Below are 12735 nucleotides of genomic sequence, written 5' to 3' on the forward strand. Positions count from 1 at the left end.
GCGTCGCGATCGCCGGCGCGCTTGCCATGGAGCCGGACCACCTCGTCCTGGACGAGCCGTTCACCGGGCTGGACGAACCGGCCCGCTGCGCGGTTCTCGACCGGCTCCGTGCGCTCGACCGCGACGGGACGTCGGTGGTCGTCGTCACCCACGACCTCCGCGACGTGTTCGGGCTCGCGGACCGGGTTGTCGGGCTCGTTGACGGCCGTGTCGTCGTCGATGCCCCGCCGGACGAGGCGGCTACGGAGCTCCCGGGGATCGGCGTTCGCGTCCCGAGCGGGGAGTCCCGATGAGACAGCTCGCCTCACCGATGACGCGTCACTGCTCCCCTCGATGACCCTCTCGTACGCCCCCGGCGACTCGGTCGCCCATCGGCTCGACCCCCGGTCGAAGCTGCTCGTCCAGGTCGCGTTCGCGGCGGTCGCTTACGCGCATACGACGTCTCGAGGGCTCGCCGCCCTCACCGTCGTCGCCGTCGGCTGTCTGTGGCTCGCTGGTGGCGGTCCGTCCGACCTGTGGGCGTATCGGTTCGCGTTCCCCTTCCTGCTCCTCGCCCCGCTCGTCGCCGGCGCGACGCTCGGCACGCCGTGGTTTCGGGTCGAACGGGCGATCGACACCGGGCTCGCGGGGTATCGCGTCCTCCTCGTGCTCGTCGTCGCCGCGGCGTACGTCCGATCGACACCCGTCCGGGAGTCGCGGGCGGCGATCCAACGGACTGTGCCGGGGAAACCGGGGCAGTTCCTCGGCGTCGGCGTCGCGCTCGTGTTCCGGCTCCTCCCCCTGTTGAAACGCGACCTGCTCGCGACGCGAGAGGCGGTTCACGCACGATCTGGGGGGTCACTACCGCTTCGCGACCGGTTCCGGATCGTCGCCGTCGGCGGGATCAACCGTGTGTTCGGCCGTGCCGATCGACTCGGGACCGCGCTCTCCGCTCGGTGTTTCGCGTGGAACCCGACGCTCCCCCGACTGTCGTTCAGTCGGGGTGACTACGGGGCGTTGGGAGTCGGCGCGGGACTATTCGCCGCTGCGCTCGTCACCGTCGTCTGACGAACGACTATTCATCCAACCGACGACGACGGCTCCGGCTTGACCGGAGGTCACGACGGAGGCCCATCGTCACCGACGTGATCGGAACCGAGACGAGCACGACGACGCCCACAAGCAGGAGAACGTACCACGGGGGAAGCAGCGAGAGGGCGATAGCAGTCGAGAGGCCGGAATCGACCGCGAGCATGGCGGCTTCGACGTCGTTCCCGACGACGAACAGGGTGATGACCACGACGTACACGAACGCGAGCCATATCGCGGTCCGGATCGGTCGAGTGACGAGTCGGCGGACGTGATATCGCAGCGATGCCGCGACCACATCCGGATGGCGAACCGCACGGCGAAGTAGGGTGCGACGAGAGCGGCGCATGATCTCCACATGCTCCAGTAGTATCTAAGTGTACACCATGGCGTGCTCCATGCCAGTACAGTTCAGTGAGTGCAGCATGCAGGGGGTGTCGAACCGGACACGCGTGCTGGTGACGATCCCGAGGGAGGGGTCAGGGGTCGACCCGTGGGGACGCCGGTTCCGTTCGCTTAGCGACTCGACTCAACACGACACCGAGCACGAACGAGACGGCGAGCCACACGCCGATTAGTTCGAATCGGAGCGTGGGTTCGATAACCGGCGGGATGAGTACGGACGCCGAAATAGCCTCCGCGAGGAACAACCCTTCGGCGACGGCGATGGCGCGGAGTATACCCATCGAGACGACCGCGAGGCCGACGCCGACGCCGACGACCGCGACCGGATCGACCCCACCGATGTGGAACCCTTCCAGCGTACCGACGACCAGCGCAACGACGATCAACAGCGTGATCGCCTCGGTACGGTATGCCTCAAGATATCTCATATACATTAGGAATATTCAGTTATCGGCATAAATCTTTCCCGGACACGGGTGCCCGGCACACGCCCGATATCGCTATTTCTCCGACCGAAACATCACTAGTGCAGATCATTAGTAGGACACTCGTCACGGTTGGATCGGTTAACGTAACAGATATCATATGGGAATTCAGAAAAACAGATTTATTATCATAAAGAGATAATTCATGATCGAACAGAGACTGGACAGGTCTCGAGCGGATCGCCGCGGATCGGCAGCACGGACGGACGCCGGATCGAACGATGATGGTAGCTATCACTCCCACTCAGCGAACGCACCGCCACGCCGAACCGGATCAATACATCGAGCTGAATCGATGCGTCGAACCGAGCCGACCGAGCCGACCGAGCCAACCGAAACTCGGCATCGACGGACGGGTGACCGATGGTTAGCGGGCTCAAACGCGATCTCGGGCTGTTCTCCGTTGGAGCCATCAGCATCGGTGCCATGGTCGGATCGGGGATCTTCATCCTCCCCGCGCTGGCGTACCGGATCGCGGGCCCGACGATGGTCCTCGCCTTCCTGCTTGCCGGGGTCCTCGTGTTACCGGCGGCACTATCCAAGATCGAGATGGCGACGGCGATGCCGCAGGACGGCGGGACGTACCTCTACATCGAACGCGGGATGGGGCCGCTGTTCGGGACGATCGCCGGGCTTGGGACGTGGTTCTCGCTGTCGTTTAAGGGCGCGCTCGCGCTCGTCGGTGGCGTCCCGTACCTGCTGTACGTGCTCGGCGGCGACCTCCCGGTGTCGATCGAGGCGATCGCGATCGGCATCGCGCTCGTGTTGATCGCGTTGAACCTCGTCGGATCCGATGTGACCGGCCGGTTCCAGGTCGGGATCGTCGTCGTGATGCTGGCGGCGATGACGATCTTCGTCGTCGCCGGGATCCCCGCGGTCGAGTCCTCGCGGCTGTCGGGGTCGTTCGATCCGCGCGCCGCAGGATCGCTCTCCCTTTTGGAGGCGACCGGCGCGGTGTACGTCTCGTACGCGGGCGTGACGAAGATCGCAAGCGTCGCCGAGGAGATCGAGAACCCCTCGCGGAACATCCCGCTCGGCATGCTCGGATCGCTGTTCTTCACCGGCGGGCTGTACGTACTCATCGTCTGGGTGCTCGTCGGCGTCCTCCCGGTCAACGAGGCCGGCGGACTCGCGAACATCGGGATCCCCGGGGCAGAGGACGCGATCGTCGCGGAGGCCGGACGGCTCCTGCTCGGCACTCCCGGCGTAGCCATCGTCACGCTGGCCGCGATGCTGGCGCTCATCAGTACGGCCAACGCCGGGGTGTTATCCGCCTCGCGGTACCCGTTCGCGATGGCCCGGGACGACCTCGCTCCCTCGTCGCTGACCGAGATCAGCGACCGGTTCAACACGCCGACGCGAGCGGTGATGCTCACCGGTGCGGTGATCCTCGTCATGATCGCCGTCTTCCCGATCTTACAGATCGCGAAGCTGGCGAGCGCGTTCAAGATCCTCGTGTTCGTGCTGATCAACGTCGCGCTTATTAGCTTCCGAGAAGGCGCAGTCGAGGGGTACGACCCGGACTGGATCGCGCCGCTGTATCCGTGGATCCAAATATTCGGAATCGTCGCTGGGTTCGTGCTGTTGAGCCAGATGGGAACGATCCCGATCGTCGGCGCCGTGATCATCATCGCCGGCTCGCTGGCCTGGTACTACGGGTACGTCCGTAAACGGATAGACCGCGAGGGCGCCGCCCGTGACACCGTGCGTCGGAACATCGGCGATGCTGCGGTCGAGCGGACCCGCGAACTGTTCGAGAGCGATACCGAGTACGACGTCCTCGTCGGCGTGACGGAACGGACGTCCGAAAGAGCGAAACGTGACATGCTCCGGGTCGCTACCGACCTCGGGCGACTCCGGTCGACCGTGGTCTCGGTCGTCGAGTTCCTCGACATCCCGCATCGGGTATTCGCCGAGGACCACGTCGAGGTCCACGACACCGACCCGCCCGAGTGGCTCGGAACGGACGCCGACGACAGGCCCGACTGGGTCCCTCACGGATCGGTAAATCCCCCAACGCTCACCTCCGGCGGGGTCGAGGTGACCGGCGACTCGATCGGCGGCAACGGCGACAGCGGCGGGAGCGGACCCGGTGACCCGACGGAAACGGACGCGGCCGCGGACACGCGGATCGAGTACCGTGAGGTCGACAGCGAGGACCACAAGCGGGCGATGGTCGACGTCGCGACGCTGGAGGGGTACGACCTCCTGATGGTCGAACGCGACCGTGCCGACTTCCACCGTCGCCTGTTCGGTGGAGAGACTGACTGGCTCCTCGACAACGCGCCATGTGACGTGGTGCTCGTCGAGGACCGCGGGCTCGACGGGCTCGACGAGATCAGCGTGGTCGCCAACCGCGGGGCGTACGACCCGGTGAAGCTCCTGCTTGCGGACGCGATCGCCGAGGAGGCTGACGCGACGATCAACCTCCTCCAAGCGATCCCCGAGGACGCCCCGGACACGCAGCGGGAAACCATGGAGGCGTACCACACGGACCTGATCTCGATCTGTACGGTACCGACGCGCTCGACGGTGATCGAGACCGACAACCGGATCGAAGGGTTGACTCGATTCGTCGGCGACGCGGACCTGCTCGTTACCGGCGTCGATCGGACGGGAATGACCGGTCGGCTGCTCGGTCGGCCGGGCAACGAGCTAGTGGAGTCGGTCGACTGTACCGCACTCATGGTACAGACGCACGACGGTCGGGAGTCCCGGAGTCGAGTGAAACGGTTCCTAACCGACTACCTGTTCGCGTAGGCCGTCAGCGCCTCCGTCAGCCCGTTCTTGGATGTGTTCGGGGCGGCCAGTTCACTCGTCAGCGTCGCGAAACGGTTCGTAGGGAGCACGGCGTTCGTCCTCCACCAGCTCCTCGTCCTCGATCCGGATGTCGAGCGTGGAGAGCTCCCGGGCGATCTCTCGAAGGTCCTCCGTGTCTTCACCGACCGCCTCGACGTGGAGGTCGCGTCGACCGGCCATCAGGACGCGCACGTTGATGACGCCAGGGAGCGCGAGCGCCTCGGCGGCGAGCCGATCGCGCTCGGCCGCGGGGACCGTACACATGTACAACACGCGGAGCCGGCCACCGGCGCGCTCGAAATCGATTATCGCCGTCGTCCCCTCGATCACCCCCTCCTCCTCCAGCCGCTCGATCCGGTTTCGGACCGTGCCGGGAGCGATATCGAGCTCCTCCGCGAGCGACGGGACGGAGAGATCCCTCGCGTCACGCATGAGCTCGTAGACGATCCGCTGATCGACGTCGTCCAGCCGGTAGTTATCCCGTCTCACCATCATCGGATCACGTGATCCTCCTCGCGAGCGCGAGCGGTAATCGCTTCCGATCGGCGTGAATCGCGTCGCCGGCTCGCCCACCCGTGGAAGCGCCCCACTCGCCCGTGGAAGCGCTCCGCTCGCCCATTCGAGCGGCGTGCCGTCTCCGACGGACGGGCCGGTCCTCGCCGACGAGAATCCTCGAGTACCCGCTTCTCATTGTGGCAAGTTTTAACCCGAAGCTACCCACCTGATCGATCATGACTCCGCTGCAGGCGGCGACCCGGGAGACGTTCTGGACCATCGGTCCGATCGGGAAAGCCGCCTTCTACTGGCTCGCCGCGGTCGCGATCCTCGTGTTCCTGTACGGCGTGTACGCCCGGTTCGCGGCGTACTCTCAGGGACGTTCGGACCCGCGGGACCGGCTGTCGAACCTCCCCGCCCGAACGGTTGCCGCGACGAAGACGGTGCTCTCGAACGAGAACCAGTACGACCGCGACCTGTACGCCGGCGTGATGCACACGTTCGTGCTGTGGGGGTTCCTCGTCCTCGTGGTCGCGACCGCCATCCTCGGCTTCGATATCGACGTCTACCGCCCCCTCGCCGGCGAGTCGTTCTGGGTCGGCGACTTCTATCTGGCCTACCAGTTCGTCGTCGACGCCTTCGGCCTACTGTTCGTCGTCGGCGTCGGGATGGCCATCTACAAACGATACCGGAACCGCGAGGGTCGACTGTGGGGGAAACACACCTCGCTGGAGGACGACGCGTTCGTGTGGACCCTGTTCCTCCTCGGCGTTGGCGGGTTCCTCGTTCAAGCGCTCGGGATCGTCGGCCAACCGGAGCGCGCCGGCGAAACCGTCTCGTTCGTCGGGATGGCGATGGCGAACGCGTTCCAGTGGGCCGGACTGACGCAGGCCGGTGCGGAGGCCGCCTACGGCGTGATCTGGTGGCACCACTCGCTTCTCGCGTTCGCGTTCATCGCGTGGATCCCATACGCGAAGCCGTTCCACATGATCTCCTCGTTCGCGAACGTCGTCGCCCGCGACGAGAAGGCGGGCGCGAGACTCCCGAACGTCCCCGCCGACCTCGATCACACGAACGCCGAGTCCATCGAGGACTTCACTTGGAAGGAGCTCATGGACGGTGACGCCTGTACGAAATGCGGCCGGTGTACCTCGGCGTGCCCTGCCGACACCGTCGGGCGAAACCTCGACCCGCGCGACGTGATCCTCGATCTCAAGGCGTATCGCGAGTCGGTCAGCGACGACCCGGTGGTCGGACGCGACGATCGAATGGCGACGGACGGCGGAACCGTCCCCATCGTCGCCGACGAGGGCGGCGTCGTCGCCGCGGAGTCGATGGAGTCGTGTATGTCCTGTATGGCCTGTATGGACGCCTGCCCCGTCGACATCGAACACCTCACCTCGTTCACGAAGATGAACCGCCAGCTCGTCGACGAGGGAGCGGTCGATTCGAACCTCCAAGACGTGTTTCAGGACGTGATGCGGTCGGGGAACACGTTCGGGGCGTCGCAGGCCGCCCGTGCGGACTGGGCCGACGAGCTCGACTTCGAGATCGACGACGCGCGCGAGACCGAGGTCGAGTACCTCTGGTACGTCGGCGACTACCCGAGCTTCGACGATCGGAACAAGAACGTCGCCCGCGCGCTCGCCCGCCTGTTCGAGGCCGCCGACGTCGAGTTCGGCATCCTGTTCGATGACGAGCAGACCGACGGCAACGACATCCGCCGGATCGGCGAGGAGTTCCTCTATCTCGAGCTGGCGGGTCACCACGTCGAGACGTTCGCGGAGTGCGAGTTCGACTCGATCGTCTGTACGGACCCGCACTCGTACAACACGATGAAACACGAGTACCCCGAGGTCGACTTCGCCGAGTTCGCCGACGACCCGATGATGCCGTTCGACCGCGAGGAGCCGTGGAACCCGGACGGGGGGATCGACGTGTTTCACTGGACGCAGGTGGTCGAACAGCTGGTCGAGGACGGTCGGCTGGGGCTCTCCGGCGACGAGCTCGGCTACACGGTCACCTACCACGACCCCTGCCATCTCGGACGCTACAACGACGAGTACGAGGCACCCCGCGAGCTGATCCGTGCGACCGGGGCCGAACTCCACGAGATGCCGCGCTCCCGCGAGCGATCCTTCTGTTGTGGCGGCGGGGGTGGTGGTCTCTGGACCGAACACGACGAGGACGTGAAGCCCTCGGAGGAACGCCTCCGGGAGGCGGTCGAGGACACCGCCGCGGGCGACGCCGTCGAGAAGTTCGTCGTCGCTTGCCCGATGTGTACGACGATGTTCGAGGACGGGCGGAAGACGGGTGGGTTCGAGGAGGACGTCGAGATCGTCGACGTCGCGGAGCTGTTGCTGGAGGCGCTGGAAACGGGGTCGTAACGGGGGCGACAGGGCGATTTCGATCTCCGGCGCGGCGGTTTCTCAGTGTTTCAGTGGTCGATCTCGCCCGCGTCGATCGTCGCGGCCGTACGGCGAAGCAGGGCGCGACCCGCGGCCCGGTCGCGAACCGGCGCGTCGCCGAGGTAATCAACGAGCGCGTCGTGTAACAGCGCGGTCTCCGTCGCGTCGAGCGGGTCGCCCCGTTCGATGCGGCGGATCGGCTGCCGATACGGATTTACCGGGTCGACCTCGGCGGTGTCGCCGCCGGCGTCGCGCTCTGTCGGACCGGCGAGCGCGGGGGGATCGACGGTCCGATGATCGTCGGCCGCTCGCTCACAGGCCGCCAGCAGCGCGGCGTGTGCGACCCACGCTTCCTCGCGGGTGAACGTCGGATCGGCCGACTGGCCGTCTCTCGGAGGGCTCATTCACGTGGGTTCTCCGTAGGGAGGGGCTTAAAAGTATGCGTGTGTCCCACGACGGCTCGAAGTTCGATGGTTTAACCCCTGCCGGCCGGAATGGACGGTCATGGTGCGGGACCCGTCGCGTGAAGAGGATCCACCGGCCGTTACCGATGTCCTCGATGCGCTTGCCGACGACGCCGCCCAGCGGATCGTCCTCGCCCTCTCGGAGCCGAAAACCGCCAGCGAGCTCTCGGAGGAGTGCGGTATCCCGCTGTCGACGACCTACCGGAAACTGGAGACGCTCGTCGACGCTTCGCTCCTGAGCGAATCGACGGACATCCGACGAGACGGCCAGCACACGACGCGCTACTCGGTCGCGTTCGAGGAGGTTCACGTGTCGATCAACGACGAGGCCGACCGCGAGCTCACTGTCGAGTTCGAGCGCCCCGAGCGGACCCGGGACGAACGGCTCGCCGACCTCTGGTCCGAACTCCGTGAGGAAACATGAGTGCCCACATAGACATCGCCATCATCGTCGCAAAGACCGCCATCCTCCTGCTCGGTGGCTCAATCACCTACTACGCGCTCCGCGCGTTCGAGCGGACCGGCGATCCCTCGCTGCGCGCGCTGGGGATCGGGTTCGGCGTCGTCACCGTCGGCGCGCTCGTCGGTGGCGTCTCCCACCAGATCATCGGTGCGGACCTCGCCGTCGGGATCGCGATCGACAGCCTGCTGACCGCGGTCGGCTTCGCCGTGATCGTCTACTCGCTGTACGTGGAGTGACCGGTCGGGGACGGGTCGGACCGATCGGTGGCGGGTCGGACCAAGTGGATCCGGACCCTGGGGCGACAGGAGACCCGTCGGCCGAACAGTACCCTTTTGTGCGGCTCTCGCGACGATCGAACCGATGAGCGAGACCGCACGCGAGGAGCTCTCCCGCCGGATCGCGGGGGAAATAACCCTCAGCGACGATCCGGGGGCGACCCTCCGTAAGTGGCGGACCGACTTCGACGTTTCTCAGACGGAGCTGGCCGACCAGCTCGGGGTGTCGTCGTCCGTCGTCTCCGACTACGAGAGCGGTCGCCGCGAGAGCCCCGGTATCGGCGTCGTCCGACGAACCGTCGAGGGGTTGCTCGACATCGACGAACGGCGCGGGGGCGGTCGACTCCGCCAGTACGCCCGGGTGCTCTCGGCGGGGTTCGAGAGCGACATCGTTCACGACCTCCGGGAGTACGCCACCGCGGTTCCGCTCGACGCGTTCTACGACGCGATGGGCGCGACGGAGATCGTCCGCGGCGACCGCGACCACGTCAACGGCCACACGGTGATCGACTCCATTCAGGCGATCACCCGGCTCTCGAGCGAGGAGTTCTACCGGCTGTACGGCCAGTCGACGAACCGTGCGCTGGTGTTCACGCGAGTGACCCGTGGGGAGTCGCCGTTGGTCGCGATGCGGGTCGTCAGCCCGACGCCGAACGCCGTCGTGCTCCACGGTATCGAGGCCGACGACCTCTGGGAGCACGCCGGCGACCTCGCCCGCGTCGACGGGTTCTCCCTGGCGACTTCGACGCGCGACCTCGACGCCTGCCTCGCGGACCTCCGGGAGCTGTGATCACTTCGGGCTTATCCAACGAGGGATACCACGATCACCACTCCTGCCGCGATCGCACCCATCTCCCCGACAAAAAGTCGAAACAGGCTCTTCGAGATCACTGCTGATTCAAATACCCAAACTGAGAACGCGATCAAAGTCACACCGAACACGACTTCGGAGTGATAAAACGCTAGAACCGTCAACAGGGCTCCGATATAAACGCTGATCGAGTACCGCCAATCCTCTCCAACACTACAACGATCGTCCAAATAGTACGCGCATATGGGGATCACAATAAATATAAGAAGGTTTATGAATAATTCCGGTGGAATAGATAGATCCATACCAGCTGGCAATACGATATTTAAAAACGGGACGATAGCCACTATTGAAGAAACTACCATGTACGAAAGAACGATATTATTTTTCATATCAATTCTATAAATCAACCGATTAAATACTTTGTGTGAAGGGCCCAGAGATCCGATCTTCACTTATGTACCGGCTCTACGAACACTGTGTATGAGCGACGACCCATCCTACGCCGACCGCCTCCGGGCCAACCGCCGGGAGAAAGACGAGTTCTTCGCCGATCACCCGCAGTCGCCGATCCCGCCTGAACACCGCGACGGCTTCGACGGGCTCGACTACTTCGACCCCGACCCGGAGTACCGCGTCGAGGCGACCGTGACCGTCCACGACGACCCCGAACCGGTCGAGATGGAGACCACCGCGAGCAACCCGGTTCGGTACCTCCGGGTCGTCACGTTCCGGTTCGCGCTCGACGGCGAGACGTACACGCTCGCGGGGTACCGCCAAGAAGGCGACGACGGCGCGATATTCGTCCCGTTCCGCGACAAGACGACCGGCCAGCAGACGTACCATCAGGGGCGATACATGGAGCTCGAACCCGAGGGTTCACTCGCCGACGGCGACGCCGTCACGCTCGATCTCAACCTCGCGTACAACCCGTTCTGTGCGTACAGTGAGACGTTCGCGTGTCCGCTCCCGCCAGAGGAGAACTGGCTGGAGACCGTCGTCCCCGCCGGCGAGAGAGCCCCGACGCTCGAGTGACCGGTCACCCATCTTATACGTAAAAACGGACGTCACCGCTCGATAGATACGGAGACACCGGGGTCGGAGGGCGACCTCACACCGATTCTTCGTACCGGTCGATCGCCCGATCCGCGCCCGCGGCGAGGAATCCGGCGTCGGTACCGACGATCAGGAAGTCGAAGCCGGCGTCGAGCCACGCGTCGATCCGCTTCTCGCTCGTCGCCAGCGTTCCGACGGGGATCCCCGCCATCTCCGCTGCGGCGACGCTTCGGGTTATCGCCGTCTCGAACGCGGGGTCGTCGAACGCGCGAAACCGGCCGAGCGACGCCGACAGGTCGGCTGGACCGACGAACAGCGCGTCGATCCCGGCCACGTCGGCGATCGCCTCGGCGTTCTCGACTCCCCTCTCCGTCTCGATCTGGGCTATCACCGCGACCTCGTCGTTCGCGGTCCGAACCGTCTCGTCGATCCGTCTCCCGTAGGCGGAGGCGCGCCCGAGACCGACACCGCGGGTGCCGGTGTTCACGGAGCTGCTGCCGTCTCCCTTGGATCCCTCCGCTTCTGCGGGAGCGTCGTCGGCCTCCTGTGACGGATAGCGACACGCCCGAGCCAGTTCGCGGGCCGATTCGACCGTGTTCACCTGCGGTGCCATCACCCCCGCCGCCCCCGCGTCGAGGGCGCGTGCGATACGGGTCGCGTCCACCTCCGCCACCCTGACGAGGGGCTCCGTCGCCCCGGATACGGCTTCGACCGCACGGATCCCGTTCTCGACGGCTTCCGTCGTCGCCGTCGCGTGTTCGGTGTCGATCGCCACGAAGTCGAACGCGGCGGTCGCTAGGGCTTCGGCCACGCTCGGCGACGGGAGCGAGCACCAGCCGCCGACCGGCCGATCGCCCGCTCGCAGCTTCCGTTTCAGATCCATACCGACCGTTCTCGTACGGCAGTAATAAGGGTCGGTGCGGCCGGACCGCACGGATCTCGGGCCGGCGTCACCACTTGGCGCGCGAGAGAACGGGCTGAAAAGCGGGACCGACTACAGTCGACCGACGTTCTCGACGGAGACGGACTCGACGTCCTCGACGTCGGCGAACGCCTCCTCGACGGCCTCGGTGCCGCCCGCGCCGTCGGGGACGATGACGGTCGGGAGCAGTGCGACGAGCCCGAACGCGACGTCGTCGCGCTCGAAGCCGCGGATCTTCGCTCCTTGCGGGAGCGACTCCTCGAGCTTGTCCTGGAGGTCGTCAAGGTCGACTTCGGGACTGTTCGGCATCACTTTGATCTTGGCTGCGACGTCGCCCATGTTATGGCCCCCGGAAGCCACAGTCGTGGCACTCGTAGAGGTTGCTCTGCTTTCGGCACTTCGCGCATCGGTGGATCGTCGCGCCACAGTCCGGGCAGGCGAACCGCGCGGCGCTCATCCCGGACACCTGGATGCCACAGGAGACACACTGCTGTGTGCTCCGGCTTTCGGTTTCGCTCATACCTGTTCTCACCGGCGCGCGACGTTTAACCGTTGTTCTTTGCCGTCGCCCCGGGGTGAGCAGTGTCGTGGGTCGGTCTCACCCCGCTCGTGCCCGCGTGTCCTTACGAAAGCATCAGCGGACCGATCAACACGCCCATCAGATGCACCCGGCGCGCGCCGAGCCGCGGTGGAACGAGTCCGAGAAGCGCCGAGACGGCGAAGACGCCGACGCCGAACACTCCCGCGAACGCGAACGAGACGCCGACGAGCAACGTCAACACGGCGACCGACAGCGTGGTGTAGTCGGCGTTCCCGACGACGCGCAGGTAGGCGTCGCCGACGAGGAGGACGAGCGTGAACCCACACACCGCGGCGGTCGCGACCGCGACGAGAAGGACGGGAAGCGCGAGCGGGACGCCGGCCTCCTCGATGGCGACGGTGACGCCGGTTCGGGGCGTCCCCAACGCGGCGAGTGCGAACAGCGCGAACACCGTGTTGGTCGTGTTCGCGCCGCTCGTCGCGACGATGAACCCCCTGTCGGCTTCCCGTCGGGGGACGGCGGGAAGCGCCGCGACGGCCGCGA

The 12735-nt window shown here is 65.8% G+C and carries 16 protein-coding genes and 1 pseudogene; 8 read left to right on the forward strand and 9 right to left on the reverse strand.

What is annotated here, in order from left to right; translation table 11 throughout:
• Positions 1-293, forward strand: a pseudogene (locus tag ACFQEU_RS05910) (energy-coupling factor ABC transporter ATP-binding protein); the annotation flags it as partial.
• A 40-nt stretch (positions 294-333) separates the two neighbouring features.
• The gene (locus tag ACFQEU_RS05915) at positions 334-1047 is read left to right on the forward strand and encodes an energy-coupling factor transporter transmembrane component T family protein (protein ID WP_379780222.1); all 714 of its coding nucleotides are present in this window, start codon (positions 334-336) and stop codon (positions 1045-1047) included.
• 7 nt (positions 1048-1054) lie between these two features.
• On the opposite strand, the gene ACFQEU_RS05920 is transcribed toward ACFQEU_RS05915, so the two are convergent.
• Positions 1055-1417 (reverse strand): hypothetical protein, encoded by a 363-nt coding sequence (locus tag ACFQEU_RS05920; protein WP_379780224.1) that lies wholly within the window; start codon positions 1415-1417, stop codon positions 1055-1057.
• A gap of 130 nt (positions 1418-1547) precedes the next feature.
• On the reverse strand, positions 1548-1901 hold the full coding sequence (locus ACFQEU_RS05925; RefSeq protein WP_379780226.1) for a hypothetical protein: 354 nt from the start codon (positions 1899-1901) through the stop codon (positions 1548-1550).
• 420 nt (positions 1902-2321) lie between these two features.
• Between ACFQEU_RS05925 and ACFQEU_RS05930 the strand changes: the two genes are divergently transcribed.
• Positions 2322-4718, forward strand: a complete 2397-nt coding sequence (locus ACFQEU_RS05930) for an APC family permease (protein ID WP_379780228.1) — start codon at positions 2322-2324, stop codon at positions 4716-4718.
• Between the two features lie 51 nt (positions 4719-4769).
• Here the strand turns inward: ACFQEU_RS05930 and ACFQEU_RS05935 are convergent, their stop codons facing one another.
• Positions 4770-5252, reverse strand: coding sequence for an Lrp/AsnC family transcriptional regulator (locus ACFQEU_RS05935; RefSeq protein ID WP_379780230.1), 483 nt, complete (start codon positions 5250-5252; stop codon positions 4770-4772).
• A gap of 236 nt (positions 5253-5488) precedes the next feature.
• Between ACFQEU_RS05935 and ACFQEU_RS05940 the strand changes: the two genes are divergently transcribed.
• Complete coding sequence (locus ACFQEU_RS05940) at positions 5489-7639, forward strand: (Fe-S)-binding protein (protein WP_379780232.1); 2151 nt, start codon at positions 5489-5491, stop codon at positions 7637-7639.
• A 50-nt stretch (positions 7640-7689) separates the two neighbouring features.
• On the opposite strand, the gene ACFQEU_RS05945 is transcribed toward ACFQEU_RS05940, so the two are convergent.
• Complete coding sequence (locus ACFQEU_RS05945; RefSeq protein WP_379780234.1) at positions 7690-8064, reverse strand: DUF7853 family protein; 375 nt, start codon at positions 8062-8064, stop codon at positions 7690-7692.
• A gap of 100 nt (positions 8065-8164) precedes the next feature.
• On the opposite strand from ACFQEU_RS05945, the gene ACFQEU_RS05950 reads away from it, so the two are divergent.
• From ACFQEU_RS05950 to ACFQEU_RS05960, 3 genes are all read left to right on the forward strand, one after another.
• Complete coding sequence (locus ACFQEU_RS05950; protein ID WP_379780236.1) at positions 8165-8548, forward strand: helix-turn-helix domain-containing protein; 384 nt, start codon at positions 8165-8167, stop codon at positions 8546-8548.
• Positions 8545-8823: a DUF7521 family protein gene (locus ACFQEU_RS05955; protein WP_379780238.1), complete on the forward strand. Its 279-nt coding sequence runs from the start codon at positions 8545-8547 to the stop codon at positions 8821-8823. Before ACFQEU_RS05950 ends, ACFQEU_RS05955 begins: the two co-directional genes overlap by 4 nt.
• Positions 8824-8947: 124 nt before the next feature.
• Positions 8948-9652 carry a helix-turn-helix domain-containing protein gene (locus ACFQEU_RS05960; RefSeq protein ID WP_379780240.1) on the forward strand — a complete coding sequence of 235 codons (705 nt, stop codon included), beginning with the start codon at positions 8948-8950 and terminating at the stop codon, positions 9650-9652.
• A gap of 11 nt (positions 9653-9663) precedes the next feature.
• Here ACFQEU_RS05960 and ACFQEU_RS05965 read toward each other — a convergent pair whose 3' ends face one another.
• On the reverse strand, positions 9664-10065 hold the full coding sequence (locus ACFQEU_RS05965; protein ID WP_379780242.1) for a hypothetical protein: 402 nt from the start codon (positions 10063-10065) through the stop codon (positions 9664-9666).
• Between the two features lie 91 nt (positions 10066-10156).
• On the opposite strand from ACFQEU_RS05965, the gene ACFQEU_RS05970 reads away from it, so the two are divergent.
• Entirely contained in the window at positions 10157-10708 is a 552-nt protein-coding gene (locus tag ACFQEU_RS05970) for a DUF1684 domain-containing protein (RefSeq protein WP_379780244.1), read from the forward strand.
• A gap of 76 nt (positions 10709-10784) precedes the next feature.
• Here the strand turns inward: ACFQEU_RS05970 and ACFQEU_RS05975 are convergent, their stop codons facing one another.
• The 4 genes from ACFQEU_RS05975 to ACFQEU_RS05990 all read right to left on the reverse strand — a co-directional run.
• Positions 10785-11612 carry an HpcH/HpaI aldolase family protein gene (locus ACFQEU_RS05975; protein ID WP_379780246.1) on the reverse strand — a complete coding sequence of 276 codons (828 nt, stop codon included), beginning with the start codon at positions 11610-11612 and terminating at the stop codon, positions 10785-10787.
• 111 nt (positions 11613-11723) lie between these two features.
• Entirely contained in the window at positions 11724-11990 is a 267-nt protein-coding gene (locus tag ACFQEU_RS05980; protein ID WP_379780248.1) for an elongation factor 1-beta, read from the reverse strand.
• A gap of 1 nt (position 11991) precedes the next feature.
• Positions 11992-12171 carry an HVO_2753 family zinc finger protein gene (locus ACFQEU_RS05985; RefSeq protein ID WP_379780250.1) on the reverse strand — a complete coding sequence of 60 codons (180 nt, stop codon included), beginning with the start codon at positions 12169-12171 and terminating at the stop codon, positions 11992-11994.
• A 103-nt stretch (positions 12172-12274) separates the two neighbouring features.
• Positions 12275-12735 (reverse strand): tripartite tricarboxylate transporter permease (locus ACFQEU_RS05990; protein WP_379780252.1); only part of this gene is annotated, 461 nt, incomplete at its 5' end.

The sequence above is a fragment of the Halorubrum tibetense genome, assembly GCF_042661865.1.
Lineage (GTDB): Archaea > Halobacteriota > Halobacteria > Halobacteriales > Haloferacaceae > Halorubrum > Halorubrum tibetense.